This window comes from Pseudomonas cavernicola (assembly GCF_003596405.1).
GTDB lineage: Bacteria > Pseudomonadota > Gammaproteobacteria > Pseudomonadales > Pseudomonadaceae > Aquipseudomonas > Aquipseudomonas cavernicola.
Map to the genome: position 1 here is coordinate 1,130,436 of NZ_QYUR01000006.1, position 22,079 is coordinate 1,152,514.

Annotated in this window: 20 protein-coding genes and 3 pseudogenes; 14 read left to right on the plus strand and 9 right to left on the minus strand. The window is 62.9% G+C overall.

Going from position 1 to position 22,079, the window contains the following annotated elements; all coding sequences use genetic code 11:
- Positions 1-167 precede the first annotated feature (167 nt).
- The 4 genes from D3879_RS21420 to D3879_RS21435 all read left to right on the plus strand — a co-directional run bounded on the left by D3879_RS21420 (position 168) and on the right by D3879_RS21435 (position 4,558).
- The gene (locus D3879_RS21420) at positions 168-473 is read left to right on the plus strand and encodes a panthothenate synthetase (RefSeq protein ID WP_119956232.1); all 306 of its coding nucleotides are present in this window, start codon (positions 168-170) and stop codon (positions 471-473) included.
- A 174-nt stretch (positions 474-647) separates the two neighbouring features.
- Positions 648-1,865, plus strand: a complete 1,218-nt coding sequence (locus tag D3879_RS21425; protein WP_119956233.1) for a hypothetical protein — start codon at positions 648-650, stop codon at positions 1,863-1,865.
- Between the two features lie 134 nt (positions 1,866-1,999).
- Positions 2,000-3,217 carry a patatin-like phospholipase family protein gene (locus D3879_RS21430; protein WP_177412466.1) on the plus strand — a complete coding sequence of 406 codons (1,218 nt, stop codon included), beginning with the start codon at positions 2,000-2,002 and terminating at the stop codon, positions 3,215-3,217.
- Positions 3,218-3,430: 213 nt separating this feature from the next.
- Entirely contained in the window at positions 3,431-4,558 is a 1,128-nt protein-coding gene (locus D3879_RS21435; protein WP_177412467.1) for a hypothetical protein, read from the plus strand.
- 574 nt (positions 4,559-5,132) lie between these two features.
- Here the strand turns inward: D3879_RS21435 and D3879_RS21440 are convergent.
- The gene (locus D3879_RS21440; protein ID WP_119956235.1) at positions 5,133-5,807 is read right to left on the minus strand and encodes a DUF3313 domain-containing protein; all 675 of its coding nucleotides are present in this window, start codon (positions 5,805-5,807) and stop codon (positions 5,133-5,135) included.
- Between the two features lie 286 nt (positions 5,808-6,093).
- On the opposite strand from D3879_RS21440, the pseudogene D3879_RS27940 reads away from it, so the two are divergent.
- Positions 6,094-6,384: pseudogene (locus D3879_RS27940) on the plus strand (tyrosine-type recombinase/integrase); the annotation flags it as partial.
- A 21-nt stretch (positions 6,385-6,405) separates the two neighbouring features.
- Positions 6,406-6,720, plus strand: a pseudogene (locus tag D3879_RS26725) (sodium-independent anion transporter); the annotation flags it as partial.
- Positions 6,721-6,784: 64 nt separating this feature from the next.
- Here D3879_RS26725 and aguA read toward each other — a convergent pair.
- A complete protein-coding gene (gene aguA, locus D3879_RS21450) occupies positions 6,785-7,891 on the minus strand; it encodes an agmatine deiminase (RefSeq protein WP_119956237.1) in 1,107 nt (368 codons plus the stop codon).
- Between the two features lie 468 nt (positions 7,892-8,359).
- Between aguA and D3879_RS21455 the strand changes: the two genes are divergently transcribed.
- Positions 8,360-10,069 carry an amidase gene (locus tag D3879_RS21455; RefSeq protein ID WP_119956377.1) on the plus strand — a complete coding sequence of 570 codons (1,710 nt, stop codon included), beginning with the start codon at positions 8,360-8,362 and terminating at the stop codon, positions 10,067-10,069.
- 301 nt (positions 10,070-10,370) lie between these two features.
- Here D3879_RS21455 and D3879_RS21460 read toward each other — a convergent pair.
- Positions 10,371-10,586, minus strand: a pseudogene (locus D3879_RS21460) (transposase); the annotation flags it as partial.
- A 103-nt stretch (positions 10,587-10,689) separates the two neighbouring features.
- Here D3879_RS21460 and D3879_RS21465 point away from each other — a divergent pair.
- On the plus strand, positions 10,690-10,947 hold the full coding sequence (locus tag D3879_RS21465) for a hypothetical protein (protein WP_147411202.1): 258 nt from the start codon (positions 10,690-10,692) through the stop codon (positions 10,945-10,947).
- A 120-nt stretch (positions 10,948-11,067) separates the two neighbouring features.
- Here D3879_RS21465 and D3879_RS21470 read toward each other — a convergent pair whose 3' ends face one another.
- From D3879_RS21470 to D3879_RS21490, 6 genes are all read right to left on the minus strand, one after another.
- Positions 11,068-13,485 (minus strand): spermine/spermidine synthase domain-containing protein, encoded by a 2,418-nt coding sequence (locus D3879_RS21470; RefSeq protein WP_119956241.1) that lies wholly within the window; start codon positions 13,483-13,485, stop codon positions 11,068-11,070.
- A 2-nt stretch (positions 13,486-13,487) separates the two neighbouring features.
- Entirely contained in the window at positions 13,488-14,231 is a 744-nt protein-coding gene (locus D3879_RS21475) for a protein-L-isoaspartate(D-aspartate) O-methyltransferase (RefSeq protein WP_218567850.1), read from the minus strand.
- A gap of 132 nt (positions 14,232-14,363) precedes the next feature.
- Positions 14,364-14,684 (minus strand): hypothetical protein, encoded by a 321-nt coding sequence (locus D3879_RS21480; RefSeq protein WP_147411204.1) that lies wholly within the window; start codon positions 14,682-14,684, stop codon positions 14,364-14,366.
- A 27-nt stretch (positions 14,685-14,711) separates the two neighbouring features.
- Positions 14,712-15,221, minus strand: a complete 510-nt coding sequence (locus D3879_RS21485) for a BRO-N domain-containing protein (RefSeq protein ID WP_119956244.1) — start codon at positions 15,219-15,221, stop codon at positions 14,712-14,714.
- A 66-nt stretch (positions 15,222-15,287) separates the two neighbouring features.
- Positions 15,288-15,413: a lysogeny maintenance protein PflM gene (gene pflM / locus D3879_RS28030; RefSeq protein ID WP_158592105.1), complete on the minus strand. Its 126-nt coding sequence runs from the start codon at positions 15,411-15,413 to the stop codon at positions 15,288-15,290.
- 3 nt (positions 15,414-15,416) lie between these two features.
- A complete protein-coding gene (locus D3879_RS21490) occupies positions 15,417-15,632 on the minus strand; it encodes a DNA-binding protein (protein WP_119956245.1) in 216 nt (71 codons plus the stop codon).
- Positions 15,633-15,759: 127 nt separating this feature from the next.
- Here D3879_RS21490 and D3879_RS21495 point away from each other — a divergent pair, with 127 nt between their 5' ends.
- The 6 genes from D3879_RS21495 (at position 15,760) to urtD (ending at position 21,909) form a co-directional block, all read left to right on the plus strand.
- Positions 15,760-16,029 (plus strand): DNA-binding protein, encoded by a 270-nt coding sequence (locus D3879_RS21495; protein ID WP_119956247.1) that lies wholly within the window; start codon positions 15,760-15,762, stop codon positions 16,027-16,029.
- A 75-nt stretch (positions 16,030-16,104) separates the two neighbouring features.
- The gene (locus D3879_RS21500) at positions 16,105-16,518 is read left to right on the plus strand and encodes a hypothetical protein (RefSeq protein WP_119956248.1); all 414 of its coding nucleotides are present in this window, start codon (positions 16,105-16,107) and stop codon (positions 16,516-16,518) included.
- Between the two features lie 235 nt (positions 16,519-16,753).
- Positions 16,754-18,022, plus strand: coding sequence for an urea ABC transporter substrate-binding protein (gene urtA, locus D3879_RS21505; protein WP_119956250.1), 1,269 nt, complete (start codon positions 16,754-16,756; stop codon positions 18,020-18,022).
- Positions 18,023-18,392: 370 nt separating this feature from the next.
- Positions 18,393-19,964 (plus strand): urea ABC transporter permease subunit UrtB, encoded by a 1,572-nt coding sequence (gene urtB, locus D3879_RS21510; protein WP_119956251.1) that lies wholly within the window; start codon positions 18,393-18,395, stop codon positions 19,962-19,964.
- A complete protein-coding gene (gene urtC / locus D3879_RS21515; RefSeq protein WP_119956252.1) occupies positions 19,961-21,052 on the plus strand; it encodes an urea ABC transporter permease subunit UrtC in 1,092 nt (363 codons plus the stop codon). Before urtB ends, urtC begins: the two co-directional genes overlap by 4 nt.
- Positions 21,049-21,909, plus strand: a complete 861-nt coding sequence (gene urtD, locus D3879_RS21520; RefSeq protein WP_119956254.1) for an urea ABC transporter ATP-binding protein UrtD — start codon at positions 21,049-21,051, stop codon at positions 21,907-21,909. Before urtC ends, urtD begins: the two co-directional genes overlap by 4 nt.
- Positions 21,910-22,079: the final 170 nt, after the last annotated feature.

A 22,079-nucleotide genomic window follows, 5' to 3' on the forward strand; every position in this document is an offset into this window, starting at 1 on the left:
TGATTCACGGTGAGTCACTGCTGGTGACTCCCGCCTGATTCATGGTGAATCACCAGAGGCGGTTCCAATGGTTGCCTACTCTGTGAGGAACTGCCTGCAGTCGCCTAATCTGTAGTTTGGCGCCAGCGGCACCGCCTTTGAATGCCGCAACAAAGGGGAGTCCACAAATGAAAATGCTACTCACGGCCGAGTTTCCACTTGAACCATTCAACTCGTTAGTCAGAAGCGGAAAGGTGGGCGAGATCATTGGGCGCATTCTTGAATCAATCAAGCCGGAGACTGCCTACTTCACGGAGCAAGACGGAAAACGCGGCGGTATCTTTGTGATTAACGTACAAGATCCGTCTGATGTGCCTGCCTTTGCTGAGCCCTTCTTTCTTAACTTCCAGGCCAACTGCAAGTTCCGCATCTTGATGAGCCCGGAGGACTTACAAAAGGCTGGCTTGGAAGAGCTCGGAAAGAAGTGGGCGTGAGTGACGCCTCACTAAGCGTTCAAGGGGGCGTGCGGGCCGCCCGCACGCCCTTAACTCAGGCCTTTGCCGCTCTGGAGGAACTCTGGATGAGTATTCATCTGGCTTTTTCTGCCCAGCGCGCTTGTCCATCCTGCTGAGCGCCATGCGCTTTGCCTCGATGTGGAGGGACTGCAAATGAAATCTCGGACATCGGAACCCAGCGATGGTTTGGGTCCGTTCCCAGCTGCGCCAGACTTCTCGCTCGTCCTCGGCGGGCCGCTCTTCCAGCTTCTGATTCGGGCGCACCTGTCCGACGATTCGCTGCTGCTGGTGCGCCAGCGCATCATCCTGATCTCGCTGCTTGTATGGCTACCGCTCTTGCTGCTCTCGACTCTGGAAGGGCAGCTGCTCGGCGGGAGTGCGACCGTACCCTTCCTGCTGGACGTGGAAGTTCACGTCCGCTTCCTGGTGGCGCTGCCCCTGTTGATTGCAGCCGAACTGGTGGTGCACCGGCGCATGAGCTCCGTGGTGACGCTATTTCTGGAACGCCATTTGATTCCCGCCAGCGCCATGCCGCGCTTCGATGCCGCCATCGCTTCGGCATTTCGGCTGCGCAACTCGGTGTCCGCCGAGGTACTGCTGATCGCCTTCGTGTATCTCGTCGGTGTCCTGATCATTTGGCGCCAATACCTGGCACTCGACACCGCCACCTGGTACGCGACACCGTCCGTGGACGGCGCGAAGCCCTCGTTCGCGGGAATCTGGTATGGCTATGTGAGCCTGCCGATCTTCCAGTTTCTGCTGTTGCGCTGGTATTTCCGCCTCTTCATCTGGGCGCGCTTTCTCTGGCAGGTGTCACGCATCGAGTTGAGCCTGGTTCCCGCGCATCCGGATCGCCTCGGCGGCCTGGGATTTCTCTCCAATACCGCCCACGCCTTCGCCCCGCTCGCGGTAGCGCATGGCGCAGTGCTAGCCGGACTGCTCGCCGGCCGGATTTTCTACCTCGGCGCCACACTGACCGACTTCAAGGTCGAAATCGCTGTGATGGTCATTTTTCTGCTGTGCCTGGTCTTCGGCCCACTCCTGATGTTTACGCCTCAGCTTGCTCAGGCGAAGCGCACCGGCCGGAGCGAATTTGGCACGCTGGCGGAGCGTTACGTGCGCGAGTTCGATAGCAAGTGGCTGCGTGGCGGCGCCCCTGCCGATGAGCCGTTCGTGGGGAGCGCCGACATCCAGTCCCTCGCCGATCTGGGCAATAGTTACGAGGTGGTGCGGGGCATGCGTCTCGCGCCTATAACTAAGGACGCCATCCTCCAGATCGTGGTCGCCACACTGGTGCCGATGGTGCCGCTGGCACTGACCATGATGCCGCTGGAAGAACTGTTGAAAATGCTGGTGGGGGTGGTGTTCTAGGGAGCCTCCAAGAGCGAATGCACGATGACATTACCCTGTGCCACTGATGCCGGCCGTGATTCGGCAAGTCCTGAAACCCGACGTTAGCTGGCCACCCACTCATCGAGTTCAACACGGCATAGCAAGAGAGATAAATGATGATGAAAACCACCAGCCTGATTGTGGCCGTGTTAGTGCTGATGCAGGGCTGCGCGATGGCGCCGCCGCGCCTGCCGGCGGTGCCGCCCGAGTTGACGGCAAAGGCGGAGATCCCGGGCATGGCCGGGGTGCGTTATGTCGCGGGTGGCGACATGACCGAGCTCGCCCGAGTCGGGCTTGAAGCGCTGCGGCGGGAACAGGATTACCTCGCGAAGCAGGGACACCAGGGGGCGCTGCCACCGGCGGTATATCTGGCGATTTCCGGTGGCGGTGACAATGGCGCCTTCACCGCGGGATTGATGAATGGCTGGACGGCGACAGGAACGCGGCCTGAATTCAAACTGGTGACCGGCATCAGCACCGGCGCGCTGATTGCGCCTTTCGTCTTTCTCGGGCCGAAGTACGATGCGACGCTGAAGAAGGTCTATACCACCATATCCCCGAAAGACGTCCTTGAGCCGCGCAGCTTCATCGCGGGCGTTTTGGGCGATGCGATGGCGGACAATGCACCGCTGTTGCAGCTGACGCGTCAATCGGTGGACGAGGACATGCTCAAGGCGATCGCCGCCGAGTACGCGAAGGGCCGCTTTCTGTTGATCGCCACCGCCGACCTCGATGCGCGCCGCCCCATCATCTGGAACATGGGAAAAATCGCGAGCTACGGCGGTCCCAAGGCATTGGACCTGTTCGTGAGGATCATGATCGCCTCCGCCTCGATTCCGGGAGGCTTTCCGCCGACCATGTTCGACGTGGAAGTCGACGGCAAGGCCTACCAGGAAATGCACGTGGACGGCGGCATCATGGCGCAGGTATTCGCCTATCCGGCGGCGATCCGCGTTAAAGAGCTGGCGGCGGCCGCCGGAGTCACCCGCGAGCGCAGGCTCTACGTGATACGCAACGCGCGGCTCGACCCGGACTGGGCGCAGGTCGAGCGCAACACCATGAGCATCGCCGGGCGCGCGGTCACCTCGTTGATCCACAGCCAAGGCATCGGCGACCTGTACCGGATCTATGCCACCGCCCAGCGCGACGGCGTGGATTTCAACCTCGGGTTCATACCCTCGAGCTTCAACGCGCCCCACAAGGAGGAGTTCGACAATCAATACATGCGCAAGCTCTACGACACCGGTTATGACATGGCGTTGCAGGGCTTCCCGTGGCTCAAGGTGCCGCCCGGATTCGCCCCGCCAGGCGCAGCGGCAGCGGGAAAATAGCGCGCACGGTGAACGCAGGTCGTGCTTAGCCGCCTCACTGGTCGCGGGCATTTACCGCGACGCCGCGCTGCATGTCGGTGGGGCGAATTTCCGCCGGGGCACCTGAGTGCAGGCAAGTGGAAACAGCCGCCAATGCTGCGGGTGAAATAGCCAATGATCGCCCTGAGCGTGGGTGATGGTCTGACCAATAACTCCCACCGAAAGGTCACAACAATGCAAACCACACGCAGACAAAACCTCATCGCCGTCGCGCGCCGCTTGCGTTGCCTCGCCTCAACGAAGCTTTGCCTGTGTGTCGCAGCGGCTGCGTTGTTCGCGGGCTGTACACATCTGGGCCCCAACACCATTGCGGTGGATCGTTTCGACTACAGCGCCTCGATCGCCGATTCGTGGAAGCAGCAGACGCTGCTGAACATCGTCAAGCTGCGCTACATGGACCTGCCGGTGTTCGTGGAGGTGTCATCCATCGTCAACGGCTACTCGTTGCAAACCGGCGTGAACCTCACCGGCACGCTCTCCTCGGAAAGAGCGGTGCAGGGCGATTTCCTCTCGGGGAGCGGGCTGGCCATCTACACCGACCGGCCCACCATCACCTACATGCCGCTGACTGGGCAAAAGTTTTTGCGCGGACTCATCACGCCGATTGATCCCAAGAACATCTTCTTCATGATCCAGGCGGGTTATCCGGCGGACTTCATCCTGGGCCTGACCGCCGAGTCGCTCAACGGCGTGCGCAATCGTTCGACCGCGGGGGGCGCGGTGCGCGAGGCGGATCCAGAGTTTGTGCGCGCGTTGCAACTGATACGCGAAGTGCAAGCCGCCGGTGCGGTCGGGATGCGCGTCGAGGAGGACAATGCCAAAGGCGCGACCGGAGTCATACTCTTCCGGCGTGACGACGTGCCCGCCGACATCGTGGAAAAGGCGGCGCAAGCCCGGCGGCTGCTCAAGCTGCCCGCCGAACAGCAGAGATTCGTGATCACCTATTCGCCGATGCGCGGGGCGGAGAACGAACTGGCCGTGAACAGCCGCTCAATGCTGCAAATCATGGGTGCCTTCGCGAGCTACACGGACGTGCCGCAGGCACACCTGAAGGACCACCGCGCGCTGCCCGCCTTCGAGCACGCCGCCACGGAGACCCGGCAGGACAAGGTGCGGATTCACAGCGGCAAGGACAAGCCAGCGGACGTTTTTGCCGCCGTGCGTTACCGCGATTACTGGTTTTGGATTGACGACGGCGACTGGCAAACCAAGCGTGCGCTCACGGCCGTCATGTTCTTCTTCACGCTGGCGGAAACCGGCGGCAACGAGAAGCTGCCCTTGCTCACCATCCCGGCGCAATAGTCGCGCGAACCAGAGCAAATGAATTGACCGAAACCAAACAACGACCGTGAACGGGAATCCAACAGGAACAAACAGATCAATCGTCTGATTCCTGTTCGAAAGCGTTCATCGCGCACCTCTGGAGCGATGAGCAGCATGATAAAACCAGAGGCAAACAGATTCTCCGTGCCGCCGCGCTCGCTGGCGCGGTCGATCTCCGGCAAGCGCACGAGTTGATTTGGCGCCAAGCGTCACGAAGTCCGAGGAGGTAACCCCGGTGAAACGAGAGAGTCGACAATCGAAGCGATCGGCAATGCGGCCGCGGGGAAATAGCGAGCGCAGTGAGCGCACGTCGCGCTTAGCCGCCTCACTCGTCGCGGGCATTTACCGCGACGCCGCGCTGCATGTCGTTGGTGCGAGTTTCCGCCGGGGCACCTGAGTGCAGGCCAGTGGAAGCAGCCGCCAATGCAGCGGGTGAAATAGCAAATGGATCGCTCTGGGCGTGGGTGATGGTCTGACCCGCTAACTACGGTTGCCGGGGACATCCCTGTCCCCGGCACAACCCGGCAGGCTGAACGGACCGCACATCTCCCAGTTATTTGAGGAACGCCTGCATATCGCCGGTCAGCCCATTGATCGCGGCCTTGAAGTCATCCGCGGTGATCTCCTGGCTTTCATTTTCCAGAGTTTTGCCGAAGACCTTGCGCACGACTTTCGCCACCGGCAAACCGGAGGCCGCATCGATAAAGTCGGCCTCGATGTACAACTCGGTATTCTGATCGCGATGGCCGGAGGCTGCGGAAGCCGCCCCCACCACAGCCGCTACCGGTACCACCTCATACCATTTCATGCCTTCGTTGGAGGCCGTTACGCCGGTGATCGCCGCATGCATGATCAGGGTGCGCGAGCCGGCTGGCGCCGCCTGAAGAGTCGGGACTACCTGATACTTCTGCGCCAGTACGCTCTTCGCGCTGGCGCTGGTGAATGCCTGCAGATCCTGCAGGGTTTGCAGGTTGACCCGCTCGTTCGGCTTCGGTGCGGGATACAGCTCCAGCTGGTTGAACACCACAGTGGAATAAGCGCCAGGCGTGAAGCCCGGGGCCACCCAGCGCATGGCCTTCTGGCCGCTCACTGTCGTGACTTCCTGCAGCCCATCGTAACTGGGCAGGAAGCCAGAATACTGCTCCTTTTCTGTCACTTTCGAGACACAACCACCGAGCAGCAGGCTGCTCAATACAACGCCAACCAGCAATTTACGTGACATGCTCATGAGACTTTGTACTCCTTGAGTTGGAACTTACTAGGCGATTGCCGGGCTTAGAAACGCCAGGTCATATTGCCCGTCAGGGCTTGAATCCAGGCATTGCTGAACTGCCCACAGGTGCGATCGCCTGGGCTGCCGACGAAATCGCTTTCAAGGTCGTCAAGACCGGCACCCTCAGCTACGAACGATTAACTATAGAACCCGGTGTTCGAGGCTTCCAGGGCCCCGGCCCAAGCGTGACGACGCTCGCGCACAGCTTGCAGGCGGCCAAGACCCTTCGCTTCAAAGGCGCATGGCCAGAGCGGTCAGCCAGCTTGATCACCAACACACCTTTGAATCGGTTGCCAAGCAATGGCTAGCTATTCGCGAGTCCTCCTGGGATCCGGAGTACACCCGCACTGTGCGGCAGCGCCTTGAGCTCAACGCCTACCCCTGGCTGGGAAAGCTACCGATCAGCAGTATCAGTACGCCCATGCTGGTCGAAAACCTACAACGCATTATCAAGCGCGGTGCCCGCGAGACGGCGCGTCGTGTTGCCCAGATCTATAAGCAAATTTTCGAATTCGCCGAGGCTGCCGGCATCACGCCTCCCAACCAGATTGGGAATGCGCGCTATCTGGAGGAGCGGATCGGCGAGCTGATCGCCACGCGGCCACAGGTGCGCCATCTGGTGCTGATGTGTCCGGGGGTCAACCTGATCGACGCCAGTGCCCTGGATTCGCTGGAAGCCATAGCCGAGCGGCTGCCGAGCGCCGGGGTGCAGTTGCATCTGTCGGAGGTGAAGGGGCCGGTGATGGACCAGCTCAAGCGCTCGGATTTTTTGCAGCGCTTCGGCGGCCAGGTATTCGTCAGCCAATACGAGGCGTTGCGCGCGCTGGACCCGGAAAGCGTGGCCCAGACGGCGGGGCATTCGGCCTGAACTGGGCTGTGCGCGGCACAGCCTAGTCTGGGCTGCACAAGGTGCGGCCCAGACTTCAGGTGGCTTAGCGCCGTTGTGGCGCCGGTTGTTGCTGGGTAATGCAGTGGATATTGCCGCCGCCCAGCAGTATCTCGCGGCCCGGCACCATCACCACGCGGTGGTCGGGGAACAGGCGCTGCAGGATGGCTTCGGCCTCGGCATCCTTGGCGTCGTTGAACTTGGGCGCGATGATGCCGCCGTTGACTATCAGGAAGTTGACGTAGGAGCCGGCCAGGCGGATCGACGGATCGCGTTCCTGGGTACCGGCGGCCAGGTCGACGCCGGCGCATTCTTCATCGGTGGCGTAGATGGGGCCGGGAATCGGCATCTTGTGCACTAGCAGCTGGCGTCCCTGGGCGTCACGCGCCTCCTCCAGCACGCGCATGGCGGCCTGGCAGCGCGGGTAGTTGGGGTCGCTGGGCTCATCGGTCCAAGCCAGCAGCACTTCGCCGGGGCGCACGTAGCAGCAGAAGTTGTCGACGTGGCCGTCGGTCTCGTCGTTGAACAGGCCGTCCGGCAGCCAGATCACAGTGTCGATGGCCAGGTGCTCGCGCAGCATCTGCTCTATCTGTTCGCGCGACAGGTGCGGGTTGCGGTTGCGATTGAGCAGGCATTCCTCGGTGGTGATCAGGCTGCCTTCGCCGTCCACATGGATGGAGCCGCCTTCCAGCACGAAGCCGTCGGTGCGGTAGCGGGCGCAGCCTTCGATCTCGAGGATCTTGCGCGCCACCTGATCGTCGCGCACCCAGTTGGCATAGAGGCCGCCGTCGAGGCCGCCCCAGGCGTTGAAGGTCCAGTCGATGCCGCGCACGGCGCCGCTGCTGTTCGTGACAAAGGTCGGCCCGGTGTCGCGCACCCAGGCGTCGTCGGTGCTGATTTCCACCACGCGGATATTGCCGTGGCCCAGACGCTCGCGGGCGTTTTCGTACTGGCCGGCGGACACGCAAACGGTGACCGGCTCGAAGTCGGCTATGGCCTTGGCCACGGCGCTGAAGGCGGCCTGCGCCGGCTTGCCGCCCAGGCGCCAGTTGTCCGGACGCTCGGGCCAGACCATCCAGGCCTGGCTATGGGGTTCCCACTCGGCCGGCATGCGGAAGCCGTCGGCGCGTGGGGTAGTTGTCAGGGTAGTCATCACTTATACCTGCAAGATCGGTGCATGTGCAGCCGGGATGGGTCGAGTGTAGCGATAGCCCGCACGGGGGCGATGGCTACCGACGCTGCGCACTGCACCCCATCCCGGCTTGTGGTGGGCTCGGGGCTCGGGGCTTAGGACTCGAGGGCGCTGCAGTGGATGGTTTATTTATATCCGATAAAAATCGGCTTTAAAAGCGAAATTTGCCTTCTTCTTGGGGTTTTAATCGATTAGTATCGAATAAAAATCCGTAATCGATACCGTTTGCCTGCTTTGCAGTAGGCAAAAAGTAAGCGTCCGGCAAAGACATCTGGCTAGCCCAGGTTTAAGTCCAGCCCCTGTCGCGTGATGCAGTGAAACGAGGAACGATATGAGAACCCATCTTGAGATAACTGATGTCCCTGAGCCCAAGGTGCGGCGTAATGGAGACATTCGTTGCATTCCCTACCAGCAGCCAGCGGTGACAGCATGATCGAGGTAACCGAGGTTTCCATTGCCGAACTGCGCGCTGCGCTCGAATCTAGCCAAACGACTTCAGTCGAGCTGGTCCAGGCCTATCTCGCCAGGATCGATGCCTACGACGGCCCCGACACGCCCACCGCCCTCAACGCGGTCGTGGTGCGCAACCCCGATGCGCTCAAGGAGGCGCAGGCTTCCGATGCCCGTCGGGCCCGGGGCGAGATGCTTGGCCCGCTGGACGGCATCCCCTATACGGCCAAGGACAGTTATCTGGTGAAGGGGCTCACAGCGGCGTCCGGCAGTCCCGCATTCGCGAACCTCATCGCCTATCGCGATGCGTTCACCATCGAACGGCTGCGCGCCGCCGGCGCGATCTGCCTGGGCAAGACCAATATGCCGCCCATGGCCAACGGCGGCATGCAGCGCGGGGTATATGGTCGTGCGGAGAGCCCGTACAACGCCGACTATCTCACCGCCCCCTTCGCCTCGGGCTCATCGAACGGAGCAGGCACGGCGACCGCCGCCAGTTTTGCGGCCTTCGGTCTCGCCGAGGAAACCTGGTCGAGCGGACGAGGGCCCGCCTCGAACAATGGCCTGTGCGCCTACACGCCGTCGCGTGGGGTGATCTCGGTGCGCGGCAACTGGCCGCTGACGCCGACCATGGACGTGGTCGTGCCCTATGCCAGGACCATGGCCGACCTCCTCGAGGTGCTGGACGTGGTGGTGGCGGATGATCCCGACACCCGCGGAGATCTGTGGCGGCTGCAACCCTGGGTGCCCATTCCGAGTGTCGCCTCGGTGCGCCCCACCTCCTATCCGGCGCTTGCCGCGAATACCGATGCGCTCGCCGGCAAGCGGTTCGGCGTACCTCGCATGTTTATCAACGCCGATGCCGAAGCGGGCACCAGCGAAAAACCGGGTATCGGCGGCCCGACTGGGCAGCGCATCATCACCCGTCCCTCCGTGATCGGGCTCTGGGAAGAGGCCCGCCAGGCACTAGAAGCGGCCGGCGCGGAAGTGGTCGAGGTCGATTTCCCGCTGGTCTCGAATTGCGAGGGCGACCGTCCCGGTGCACCGACTGTGTTCAACCGTGGCCTGGTTTCCAAGGAGTTCCTCCATCACGAGTTATGGGATCTGTCGGCCTGGGCGTTCGATGATTTCCTTCGGGCGAACGGCGATCCGAAATTGAACCGCCTGGTCGACGTGAACGGACCGCTGATCTTCCCCCACGACCCGGGAACCCTGCCCAACCGCGAAGGCGACCTGGTCGCCGGCATGGATGAGTATGTGCGGATGGCCGAGCGCGGTATTACGCCGTGGGACGAGATCACCACGCTGCCCGATGGCCTGCGCGGACTCGAGCAGACGCGTCGAATCGATCTCGAAGACTGGATGGATCGGTTGGGGCTCGACGCGGTGCTATTCCCGACGGTAGCCGACGTTGGCCCGGCAGATGCCGATGTGAATCCGCAGTCCGCGGATATCGCCTGGAGCAACGGTGTCTGGGTCGCCAACGGCAATCTCGCCATCCGCCACCTGGGGGTGCCCACGGTCACCGTGCCGATGGGCGTGATGGCGGACATCGGCATGCCCGTAGGCCTGACATTTGCCGGCCGCGCCTACGACGATTCGGCGCTGCTGCGCCTGGCTTCGGCGTTTGAGTCGACCGGGACGAAGCGCTTGATCCCTGCGCGAACCCCAGCCTTGCAGCGCGGCTAAAAATAGCAGCGGCGGGATTGGGGCGGCACAAGCCCCAACCCCGCTCAGTCTCGGCAAGCCCGAGCAAACTGGACGCACTCAAAAACCATCGTTCACCAAGATACTTTGTCGATCTCGCCAAGGTCCGCTTTCGGCCCAGAGTGTGTAAAAGCGCAGCCAGCGTTTCGTAATCGACGGATTGTTAGTTTTCGGTGGACTAGAGGCCTGTACAGGCTTCTAACCTATCGAATTGGCCTTGTGGGTCTATTCCGCAAAGAACCCGCTGTACCCACTCAGAACGCCGATAAAAAGGCCACATGCCCTAGGCCTTGATTGCCTTCATCAAGGCACCACTACCCAAAATCTTCATGACCCGTTTCAAGTTGTAGGCGAGCACATGCAAGCTCATTTCGGTACTGACTCGATGCAGCGTCCTGCTCAGGAAATGGGTAGCGCCCATCCAGTATTTGAGCGTCCCAAACGGATGCTCAACGGTTTGTCGGCGGACGCGCATCATCTCCGGTGCATGATCCAGGCGGCTCACCCCCCCTATGAGCACAATTGCCTGATCGGCTATCGCAGCAACGCCATGCCCGGCGAGAGGCCTGTCACGGATTCATCCCGGAGGCGCCACTCCAGTCGTGGAAAGGCGCATCCGTTGGGCCTACCAGATGCTGATGGGGACAATCACCTACGAACTGATCAACCGCGAATGCGTCCACCGCTTGTCCGACCGGCAATGGGCGGTGGAAATGACCAGGATGTTCTACCTGTATATCAGCGAGGAACTCGATGCCTGTCCGGAGGGCGATGCAGAAGCCAAGCGCGAAACAGCCATTGAACTGGAACAACCACATCCTGACGGGCATGCCCCCGCCAGAAACACCCGGGCCACCTAGTCTGAACTCCCGCTGCAACATCGAGGCGGACAGCGACACAATGAACTGCGACAAGCGGCGTTCCAACAGGCCAATTCGTCTCGGCCAGGTCTGTCGACGTTTCGCTGCGGACCGCCGCTCTCAGGGAAACGCGACCGCCGCCGCGAGGTACACCAGCAACGCCAGCAGCAACACCACGGTGAAGCCCAGGTGGATCGCCAGCAGGGTCGCCAGCACGGCCGCCACCACCGATGCGCAGGCGTTGACGCCCCAGGCGATCGGCACCAGCGCTTCGGCGCGCGCGGAGACGCGCCCGAGCCCGAGCGGAAACGGCATGCCCATGGCGAACGCCAGCGGCGCGACCAGCGCGGCGCAGACGGCGAACCTGACCACGGTCGATACCGGCGCCAGCAGCTGGAACAGCGGGGGCAGGACGATCAGGTAGAGCAGGGCGAACATGCAGATCGCCAGCACCGGCCGCGCCAGCGGATGGCGGAATCCTCCGCCCGTGCCCGCCTGCCGCCGGCCGGAATACCGGCTGCCGAGGCCGGCGAAGATCAGGAACGCGCTCAGCGTCACCGCCACCGAATACAGCGGGTGGCTGAGGAACAGGGTGAACTTCTGGATGAAGGCGATTTCCACGAACATGAAGGCGAAGCCGATGGCGGCGAAGTAGGACACGACCCGAAGTTCGAACCTGGCCAGAGCCGCATTTCGAGAGCGCCGCTGGCGCCGCCGCGCCACCCATAGCGGCAGCAGGATCAGCAGCACGGCGGCCACGCCGGCCTGCAGCAGCGTGGCGATCAGCACCGGGTAGCCCCACTCCAGCATCGACAGGCCGCCCTGCGCCTTCAGCGCCAGCAGTTCCGGCAGCGAGCGCCACTTGAAGAAGTGGAAGAAATACGGCCGGTCGTCCGTGACGGGGCGCACGTCGAATTTGTAGCGCGCCAGGAACTGCGCGCGCTCGCCGGACAGCAGGGCCTGCGCCGCGTCGAAGAAGTACGGCTGGTCGAGCAGGTTGTAGCGGTTCGCCTCGGCCACGGTCATCCCGGGGTAGTAGGCCAGGTCGAAGGAGCGCGCCCGGCAGAACTCCCGCAGCGCGGCGATACCGGCGTCGTCGAAATCCCTGTTGCTGACCAGCAGCGTCGCGGTCTTCCAGCCGCGGATCATGACGATGCGGCGCGCCGCGCTGGCCTGCCCGTCGCGCTCGATGGCCGCGGCCGCGGTGGCCAGCAGCCTGGGAACATCGCGCGGCGGCAGGGTGACCCAGCGGGTGATGGCCAGCAGGCCGCCGGGCGCGAGATGGCGCAGGTATTCCTCGAATGCCTCCACCGTATACAGGTAGTTCTCGGACAGCGCATGCAGGCCGCCCGAGGCGGTGCCGAAGGAGTCCAGTAGGGCGATCTGGATCAGGTCGTAAAGCTCGCTGCGCGAAGCCACCAGGCCGCGCGCCTCGCCGATCAGCACACGGACGTTGGGCGCGCTGTACGGCTTGCCGGAGAAGTCGGCGAAGCGGCGCTGGACCAGATCGATCACCTGCGGGTTCAGTTCGATGGCATCCACCGCGCTGGCGCCGTGGTAGAGCGCCTGCAGCACATCGGCGCCGGCGCCACTGCCCAGCACCAACACGCGGGGCTGCCGCAGCAGGTGGTAAGGCAGGGCCGAGGTCAGATAGTCCAGATAGGCGAGCGGCTCGCGGCGCCCGTCATGGCGGTTCAGTACGGAAAGGCCGTCACCGTCGGTGAAGATGGCCAGTTGCGCGGGGGGCTCCTGCGTGGCGTTGAGGCTCAGTCCCGGTGCGTGGCGCAGGGGAATGGTCGGGCTGTCGACCACCGTGAGCAGGCCCAGCGGACTCCAGGTCTGGGCGATCGCGCGGGCATTCTTGATGCGCAGCGTCTGGCTCAGCTCCTTGTACTCGGAGGGCGACAGGGCGATCCAGCGCCCGGGCACGCCGGCCGGCAGCGCCACCGCCAGCGCCAGCAGCAGCGCCGCCAGCCAGCGCTGGCGTCTTCCGCAGGCCAGCGCCCCGGCGGCGATGCCGCTGCCGCCCAGCAGGCGCAGCGCATCGACCGGCGTCAGAACGAACAGCGCGGCGACGATCGCCAGGCTGCCCATGCCGGCACCGAGGATGTCGAAGGCGTAGATCCGGTGAATCTGTTCCTGAAAGCAGGTGAAGGTCAGGCAGATGCACAGCGCCGCGCAGAAGAACGGCACGAACAGCAGCAGGTAGATCCACAGCAGACGCGCCAGCTGCCCAGGGTCCCAGAGGATCTCAAGGGGATTGAACGGAACGTGCTGGGCCAGGCTGAAGCAGGCGATGGCGCTAAGCCCGAACAGCAGCGCGCCACCGATGAACACGCCGTGGAAGCGCGGCGCCAGCACAGGCCGCGCCAGCGCCACGGCGGTGCCGGCGGCGCCGTAGCCGAGCAGCGCGACGCTGATCATCATGTAGGCGAAATGGTGCCACTGGATGATCGACAACAACCGCACCAGGAGCACCTCATAGCCCAGTGCGGAGGCCGACAGCAGCGCCAGGGCGAGCAACGGCGGCGAATGCATGCTCAGCCGCCCCCGACCAGCGGCACAAAGCGGACGGGCAACACCTGCCGGGTGGACAGGCTGCCATCGCCGGCCTTCTCGATCAGCAGCAGGTACTGGGTCATGAACGGCGCGCCGACCGGGATCACCATCCGCCCGCCGGCCTTGAGCTGGGCGATCAGTGGCGGCGGCACATGGCTGGCGGCGGCGGTGACGAGGATGGCGTCATACGGGCCATGCTCGGGCCAGCCTTGGTAGCCGTCGCCCAGCCGGGCCCGCACTTTCGAATAGCCCAGCCGGCCCAGGCGTTCCCTGGCCTGCATTGCCAGCGGCTCGATGATTTCCAGCGTGTAGACCGCCTGCGCCAGCTCGGCGAGGATCGCCGCTTGGTAGCCCGAGCCGGTGCCGATCTCGAGCACCACGTCGCCGGGCCCGACCTGCGCCAGGTCGGTCATCAGGGCGACGATGTAGGGTTGGGAGATGGTCTGGCCGTAGCCGATCGGCAGCGGCCGGTTTTCGTAGGCGTAGGGTTGCTCATCGGGCGGGACGAACTGGTGGCGCGGCACCCTGACCATGGCGACCATTACCGACGCCGCGAACTCGGCCCGGCCGGTTTCGGCGCGGGTGACGGACGACATGGCGGCGATTTCCCGCACCATGGCGTCGCGCAACGGCGCGAACTGGTCGTCGGCATGCAGGCCGGCGGATGCCAGCGCCAGGGCGATGGCAGGCGCCAGGATGCGCATCAGGAGCGTCACCGGTTTCACGATGACTCCTCCGGCTGAGGAACAGTCGAATCGTATGACTGGTGGCCAGGCGCAGCAAGTGCCGGAAGCGCCATTTCGCGAATGGCGTAAGGATACTTTCGCAGTCTCTGCGTTCAGCCTACGCTCCGCCGTTCAACCGGCGAGCAACTGGCGGACATCGAGGCGATACCAGTTCACGCCACTAACATCCTGGTCGGCCACCACCTGCCCTCGCAGCTGCAGGTGATTGAGGGTGGCCAGCGCCTCGCGGGTGGCGAAGGACAGCAGGTCGCTGCCGATTTCCCGGGTGAACAGCGCACCGAACAGATCGACCGCGCGTTTCGGCCCTTCCGCCAGCGCCGCCCGCACCCGGAATTGCCGCGCGGGTTGCACCCGCCCTACCAAAACTTCATCCGTAGGGTCTGCGAGTTGCCACTTCACGCCCTGAGACAGTCCGGCAACCTGCGGACTCATGCCGCTGAGCCCTGAGTCTGTCGGCGATCAGTGCGGCCTGCGCAGAATCAGGCTGCGCCAGACCGATTCGTGGTTTGACGGGGCGCCGTGGTGGTGGCAGAAGTTGGGTAGGTCGTGTATCGGCACCCAGAGCTCGCCCTGCCACTCCAGCACGCTGACCCGTTTCGAGCCCCAGCCCATCAGCACCCGGCGTGGGGCTGCGCTGGCTTCATTGCGCATGTCCAACAAAGCGGGAATCACTTCATTGCTGAGCCAGACTCGCAGGCTGCGGTTTTCCGGATGCTGGAAGCGGAACAGCGCCTTGTAGGCGCCGGATTCGTTGATGACCTGCACCTGCTCCTTTGTGCCTGAAGCATGCCCCAGCCAGATGGTGCCGAGCTGGTCTTCGTCCATCCTGCGGCAGATGCGGTCGCTGTGGCGTTCGCTGATCAGGCGACCGAAGTCATCGGCGACGAACCAGGGCTGCTGGTCGATCAACACCGTGCGCAGTTGGCGGTTGTAGCGTTGAAAAACGATCGGGGTGTATGCGTCATGCATGGGTGGAGCTCCAATGTCGAAATGAATACCCATGTGCCCGATATAGACAAACATTGGGTGCGCGGGTCAGCACTGCTCACATGCAGTGGGCCGGCAGCGAGCGCTCCTAGCTGCCTCGCGTTGCGACCAGCAGACAGAGCAGTCGCCGTTGGCGGCACGCGTGGGCTGTAGATAGCTGCTCAGGCTTTTCATGGTTCACGCCGTCCACTTCTGTTCCAGCAGCCAGTTGCGGAGCATTGCGCTGTTAACCATGCGGCGTTTGCCAAGCTTCACCGTCGGGATCACGCACTTCATTGCCCAGGCACGGGCTACGCCGTAGGGAATGCCGTTACGGTCAGCCCAGCTCTCTATGGTTTCTACGTCCTGTTGTGGCCCCACCAGCTTGGAGGGCTCTAGCTCTTCCAGTTCCATGCTCGTTCCGTCACTATTCGTGTCATTTACAGAATTCGCACTGATAAATAATTTATCAATGGACGCATCTTATCTTTGATTAACTATTCATCAATAAATTATTTATCATTTTTAAGAGCTTTTTGGAATGATTGAAGAAAGGCTTAGAACCTTGGTTCGCCACATCGGGGCAACCACTCTGGCCGAAGCTACGGAGATCAAGGAGCGCCAGCGGTGGCAGACCGTGGCCACCAATCGGAAGGTGAAAGCTCGAATCGAGGACATGGAAGAGCTGCTGAAAGCTTTCCCCCAGTACGAGCTATGGCTTTGGAAAGGCGAAACAGACCCAAATAGAGGTCAAATTTCCCCGGACTATGAAGCGGCTGGTTCAAACTTGACCGAACAAAACGCGGGATAGCGATCACAACGGAAGTGGCTAGGCGCTGGTTTGCCCGAGCACAGGAAGTCAAGAAGGGTTAGCAAGGAGCACTGAATGAAAGCGGACTGGGATGACGCCCCGCACTACCTAAAGGCATCGAGAGGGGCTGGCAATATCGGCAAATGGCTAATCGCTGGCCTCATCGGAACCTGCATCACTGGAGGCCTGCTTCACCTGGCAGGCGTCCAAATCCCCTTCCTGCAAGACTCCACTCCGGTGGCACAGATCGAGCAGCCGCAAGAGGGCTACTCTTCCCTCCCCTCTTTCGAAGAACCGGACCCAACACAGCCGACCGCTGAAGAAATGTTCTGGTCCAGCGTCAAACAGCAAGATGCAGAGCGGAAAGCCCGGATCAAACAAATCGACTACAACGACCAGAACTACACACCGCGAACCGATCAGGCTTTGCGACACGCAGCGCGGCACTCCTACCGACCACTCGACATAGACACCTTCCAGTCGACCTGACCCGCATCGCCCATAAACGGTGCACCAATGTACCTATACCGTTCTCACCGCCCCCATATCGCCCCAAATGTGCGCAGCAAATCCTTCGTAAAAAAGCACCTGAGAGAGCCGGCAAGCCCAGCCGCATAAGGCTCTTGGCTGTTTGGCACGGATGCTGCCATTGCATTCAGCGCTGCACCGACGACTTCGTCGCCCTACCCCAGTGTTGTGCATGGACCGCCAAGGAGCTGCCCACATGAAACGCCGCCCGTTCCTGAAAGCCACCCTCGCCGCCAGTACCCTGATGCTCAGCGGCCTGTTCCCGTTCAGCCTGCAGGCCGCCGAAACCATCAAGGTCGGCATCCTCCATTCGCTGTCCGGCACCATGGCGATCTCGGAAACCTCGCTGAAAGACATGGCTCTGATGACCATCGACGAAATCAACGCCAAGGGTGGCGTGCTCGGCAAGAAGCTCGAGCCGGTAGTGGTCGACCCGGCTTCCAATTGGCCACTGTTCGCCGAGAAAGGCCGCCAACTGCTGACCCAGGACAAGGTCGATGTGGTCTTCGGCTGCTGGACTTCGGTGTCGCGCAAGTCCGTACTGCCGGTGTTCGAGGAGCTCAACGGCCTGCTGTTCTACCCGGTGCAGTATGAAGGCGAGGAAATGTCGCCGAACGTGTTCTACACCGGCGCCGCGCCGAACCAACAGGCCATTCCGGCCGTGGAATACCTGATGAGCGAAGACGGCGGCGCCGCCAAGCGCTACTTCCTGCTCGGCACCGACTATGTCTACCCGCGCACCACCAACAAGATCCTCCGCGCCTTCCTGCACAGCAAAGGCGTGGCGGACAAGGACATCGAAGAGGTCTACACCCCGTTCGGGCATAGCGACTATCAAACCATCGTCGCCAACATCAAGAAGTTCGCCGCCGGCGGCAAGACCGCGGTGATCTCCACCGTCAACGGTGACTCCAACGTGCCGTTCTACAAGGAGCTAGGCAACCAGGGCATCGAAGCCACTGAAGTGCCGGTGGTGGCTTTCTCCGTGGGTGAAGAAGAACTGCGCGGCATCGATACCAAGCCGCTGGTTGGCCAGCTGGCGGCGTGGAACTACTTCGAATCGCTGGATAACCCAGCGAACACGAAGTTCGTGGACAACTGGAAGGCTTATGCCAAAGCGAAAAACCTGCCGAACTACCAAAGTGCCGTGACCAACGACCCGATGGAAGCCACCTATGTGGGCATCAATATGTGGGCTCAAGCGGTCACCAAAGCCGGTACCACCGATGTCGACAAGGTCCGTGAAGCAATGGCCGGGCAGACCTTCACCGCGCCGGACGGCTACACCCTGACCATGGACAAGATCAACCACCACCTGCACAAGCCGGTGATGATCGGCGAAGTCCAGGAAGACGGTCAGTTCAATGTGGTCTGGCAGACCGAAGGCCCGGTCCGCGCCCAGCCGTGGAGCCCGTACATCCCCGGCAACGACAAGAAGCCGGAATACGCGGTGAAGTCGAACTAAAAGGACGAATCGTAGGCTGGGTAGAGTCGCGCAGCGCCGAAACCCAGCATGGCAGTCGAGCGCTGGGTTTCGCTGCGCTCTACCCAGCCTACGTCTGTACTCCCCTCTCCTGTTTACGGGAGAGGGGCCGGGGGAGAGGATTGCGGATGCACATACCCTCTCCCTAACCCTCTTCCATAAATGGGAGAGGGGACTGATTCGGCGTACCGGTTGAGCACCGCACTCACCCCAAACTCGAACCTGCTTGTCTCCCCTCTCCCGTTCACGGGAGAGGGGCCGGGGGAGAGGGTTGCGAATGCATATCCCCTCTCCCTAACCCTCTCCCATAAATGGGAGAGGGGACTGCCGGTGCACTACGAAGGACCTTGTAATGCCCACTGCCCTGTATCGAATACTCCTGGCGCTAGCCCTGCTGCTCCCGCTGGCCGCGCACGCCGGTGACGCTGCGGACTTCGTCGCCGCCAACCCGACCAAGCAGGCCGAACTGCTGGAAGGCTGGGCCGCGCGGCCCGATCCCGCACGCCTGCCGCTGCTCGAAGCCCTGCAACAGGGGCGCGTCGGCAATGACAGCAACAAGATCCCCTTTATCGAAAACGCCGGCACCTGGCAGGCCGCCGAAGGCGATGCCCAGCCCGCACAAACGCCGCGCAAGCTGCGCCTGAATAACCGTCTGCGTGGCCTGCTGACCACCGCCCAGGCCAGCCACCAGTTGCTAGTCGCCGAGCCGGCCGCGCGCCTGGCCGCCGCCCAGCAGCTGCAGAAGAGCGCCAAACCGGCGCAACTCGAACTGCTCAATGCGCGCGTCGCCAGCGAAAGCGACGATACGGTGCGCGCCGCTCTGGCCCTGGCGTTGGCCAACCTGCAGTTGATCGACCCGGACCCGGCGATCCGCCTGGCCGCCGTGCGCCTGCTCGGCGACACCGGCGAGCCGCTGGCTCGTACCCGTCTGGAGGCCCTGCTCGCCGCAGACGCGGAAAGCGATACCGGCGTGCGCACCGCCGCAGAGACCAGCCTGGCCCAGGTCAAGCGCCGGCTAATGGTCGGTGAACTGCTTGGCCAGGCCTTCAGTGGCCTGTCGCTTGGCTCCATTCTGCTGCTCGCCGCCCTTGGTCTGGCCATCACCTTCGGCCTGCTCGGGGTGATCAACATGGCCCACGGCGAGATGCTGATGCTCGGCGCCTACACCACCTACATGGTGCAGATCCTCTTTCAGCGCTTCGCCCCCGAAGCCCTCGCGTTCTACCCGCTGGTGGCGCTGCCGGCGGCCTTTTTCGTCACCGCCGCCATCGGCATGGCCCTGGAACGCACTGTAATCCGCTTCCTCTACGGCCGCCCGCTGGAAACGCTGCTGGCCACCTGGGGCATCAGCCTGATCCTGATCCAACTGGTGCGGGTGCTGTTCGGCGCGCAGAACGTCGAGGTGGCCAACCCGGCCTGGCTGTCCGGCGGCATCCAGGTATTGCCCAACCTGGTATTGCCCTACAGCCGCATGGTGATCATCGGCTTCGCGCTGTTTGTCGTGGCCTTGACTTGGTTGCTGCTGAACAAGACCCGCCTCGGCCTGAACGTGCGCGCCGTCACGCAGAACCGCAACATGGCGGCCTGCTGCGGCGTGCCGACCGGGCGGGTGGACATGCTCGCCTTCGGCCTCGGCTCCGGCATCGCCGGCCTCGGCGGCGTGGCCTTGAGCCAAATCGGCAACGTCGGCCCGGATCTCGGCCAGAGCTACATCATCGACTCCTTCCTGGTGGTGGTGCTTGGCGGCGTCGGTCAGTTGGCCGGCAGCGTGATGGCGGCCTTCGGCCTCGGCATCGCCAACAAGATTCTCGAACCGCAGATCGGCGCCGTGCTAGGCAAGATCCTCATCCTCGCGCTGATCATTCTCTTCATCCAAAAACGCCCGCAGGGTCTCTTCGCATTGAAAGGACGGGTGATTGAATGACTATGCCCCTTAACCAAACCCTGCTGGCTCGCGCCAGCGCCAAGCTCGGCCCGCAGTTGTCGGTTGGCATCGGCTTGCTTGTGCTCACCGTGCTGATCGCCCTGCCGCTGCTGCACCTGCTGCCGGCAGATAGCGCCCTGCAGGTGTCGGCCTATACCCTGACCCTGGTCGGCAAGATTCTCTGCTACGCCATCGTCGCCTTGGCGCTGGACCTGGTGTGGGGTTATGCCGGGTTGCTGTCGCTCGGCCACGGGCTGTTCTTCGCCCTCGGCGGCTACGCCATGGGTATGTACCTGATGCGCGAAAGCGCCGGTGACGGACTGCCGGCGTTCATGACCTTCCTCTCGTGGACAGAGCTGCCCTGGTATTGGAGCGGCACCGACAACTTCCTCTGGGCCCTATGCCTGGTGGTGTTGGCGCCAGGTTTGCTGGCTCTGGCGTTCGGCTTTTTCGCCTTCCGCTCGCGGATCAAGGGCGTGTACTTCTCGATCATGACCCAGGCGCTGACCTTCGCCGGCATGCTGCTGTTCTTTCGCAACGAAACCGGTTTCGGCGGCAACAACGGCTTCACCAACTTCCGCAGCATTCTCGGCTTCGACATCACCGCGCCCGGCACCCGCGCAACACTGTTCCTCGCGACCGTGCTGCTGCTGACCGGCAGCCTATACCTCGGCTGGCGCCTGGCCCGCAGCAAGTTCGGCCGGGTGCTCACCGCCCTGCGCGATGCGGAGAACCGCCTGATGTTCTGCGGCTACGATCCGCGCGGCTACAAGCTGTTCATCTGGGTGTTGAGCGCCGTTTTATGCGGCCTGGCCGGGGCGCTCTATGTGCCGCTGGTGGGCATCATCAACCCCAGCGAGATGTCGCCGACCAACTCCATCGAGGCCGCGGTGTGGGTCGCCCTCGGCGGACGTGGCAGCCTGATCGGCCCGCTGCTCGGTGCCGGTCTGGTCAACGGCATGAAGAGCTGGTTCACCGTGGCCTTCCCCGAGTACTGGCTGTTCTTCCTCGGAGCCCTGTTCATCCTCGTCACCCTTTACCTGCCGAAGGGCGTGATTGGCCTGCTTAAAAAGGGGGACAAGCAATGAGAGCCACCCCGGTACCCGACTTCATGCTGGAACCCGCCTACGACCCGAACCACGACGCCGGCACCAGCCGCGACGCCCTCGGCCTTGGCCGTATCGCCGGCCAGGGGCTGGATGTGCGCCACGGCACCATCCTCACCCTTGAGGAAATTAACGTCAGCTTCGACGGCTTCAAGGCGCTGACCAACCTTACTCTATACATCGGCGTCGGCGAGCTGCGCTGCATCATCGGCCCCAACGGCGCCGGCAAGACCACCATGATGGACGTGATCACCGGCAAGACTCGCCCAGACAACGGCAAGGCCTACTTCGGCGAGACGCTGGACCTGACCCGCATGAGCGAGGTGGAAATCGCCCAATCCGGCATCGGTCGCAAGTTCCAGAAACCCACGGTGTTCGAGGCGCTGAGTGTGTTCGAAAACCTCGAACTGGCGCTGAAGGCCGACAAGTCGATGTGGGCCAGCCTGCGCGCCAGACTTAGCGGCGAACAACGTGACCGCATCGACGAGGTGCTCGCCACCATCAAGCTGGAAAGCTCGCGCAATCGCCCGGCCGGTTTGCTCTCCCACGGGCAGAAACAGTTCCTGGAGATCGGCATGCTGTTGATGCAAGACCCGCAACTACTGCTGCTCGACGAGCCGGTAGCCGGCATGACCGACGCCGAAACCGAATTCACCGCCGAGCTGTTCAAGTCGCTGGCACGCAAGCATTCGCTGATGGTGGTGGAACACGACATGGGCTTCGTCGGCAGCATCGCTGACCACGTCACCGTGCTGCACCAGGGCAGCGTGTTGGCCGAAGGCTCGCTGGCCGACGTGCAGGCGGATGAACGGGTGATCGAGGTGTACCTGGGCCGCTGAACTTTTTCCCTCTCCCTAACCCTCTCCCATAAATGGGAGAGGGGACTGGAACGGAGTGTCGGCTGAACACTGCGCTCGCCCCGAACTCCACGCCGCTTGTCTCCCCTCCCCCTTCGGGAGAGGGGCCGGGGGAGAGGGTAACGCCAGGGCGGTAGGGTGGGCTTCAGCCC

Coding starts and splice junctions, on each gene's coding strand:
- D3879_RS21420 (WP_119956232.1), top strand. CDS start 168: ATGAAAATGCTACTCACGGCCGAGTTTCCACTTGAACCATTCAACTCG.
- D3879_RS21425 (WP_119956233.1), top strand. CDS start 648: ATGAAATCTCGGACATCGGAACCCAGCGATGGTTTGGGTCCGTTCCCA.
- D3879_RS21430 (WP_177412466.1), top strand. CDS start 2,000: ATGATGATGAAAACCACCAGCCTGATTGTGGCCGTGTTAGTGCTGATG.
- D3879_RS21435 (WP_177412467.1), top strand. CDS start 3,431: ATGCAAACCACACGCAGACAAAACCTCATCGCCGTCGCGCGCCGCTTG.
- D3879_RS21440 (WP_119956235.1), bottom strand. CDS start 5,807: ATGAGCATGTCACGTAAATTGCTGGTTGGCGTTGTATTGAGCAGCCTG.
- aguA (WP_119956237.1), bottom strand. CDS start 7,891: ATGACTACCCTGACAACTACCCCACGCGCCGACGGCTTCCGCATGCCG.
- D3879_RS21455 (WP_119956377.1), top strand. CDS start 8,360: ATGATCGAGGTAACCGAGGTTTCCATTGCCGAACTGCGCGCTGCGCTC.
- D3879_RS21470 (WP_119956241.1), bottom strand. CDS start 13,485: ATGCATTCGCCGCCGTTGCTCGCCCTGGCGCTGCTGTCGGCCTCCGCA.
- D3879_RS21480 (WP_147411204.1), bottom strand. CDS start 14,684: ATGAGTCCGCAGGTTGCCGGACTGTCTCAGGGCGTGAAGTGGCAACTC.
- D3879_RS21485 (WP_119956244.1), bottom strand. CDS start 15,221: ATGCATGACGCATACACCCCGATCGTTTTTCAACGCTACAACCGCCAA.
- pflM (WP_158592105.1), bottom strand. CDS start 15,413: ATGAAAAGCCTGAGCAGCTATCTACAGCCCACGCGTGCCGCCAACGGC.
- D3879_RS21490 (WP_119956245.1), bottom strand. CDS start 15,632: ATGGAACTGGAAGAGCTAGAGCCCTCCAAGCTGGTGGGGCCACAACAG.
- D3879_RS21495 (WP_119956247.1), top strand. CDS start 15,760: ATGATTGAAGAAAGGCTTAGAACCTTGGTTCGCCACATCGGGGCAACC.
- D3879_RS21500 (WP_119956248.1), top strand. CDS start 16,105: ATGAAAGCGGACTGGGATGACGCCCCGCACTACCTAAAGGCATCGAGA.
- urtA (WP_119956250.1), top strand. CDS start 16,754: ATGAAACGCCGCCCGTTCCTGAAAGCCACCCTCGCCGCCAGTACCCTG.
- urtB (WP_119956251.1), top strand. CDS start 18,393: ATGCCCACTGCCCTGTATCGAATACTCCTGGCGCTAGCCCTGCTGCTC.
- urtC (WP_119956252.1), top strand. CDS start 19,961: ATGACTATGCCCCTTAACCAAACCCTGCTGGCTCGCGCCAGCGCCAAG.
- urtD (WP_119956254.1), top strand. CDS start 21,049: ATGAGAGCCACCCCGGTACCCGACTTCATGCTGGAACCCGCCTACGAC.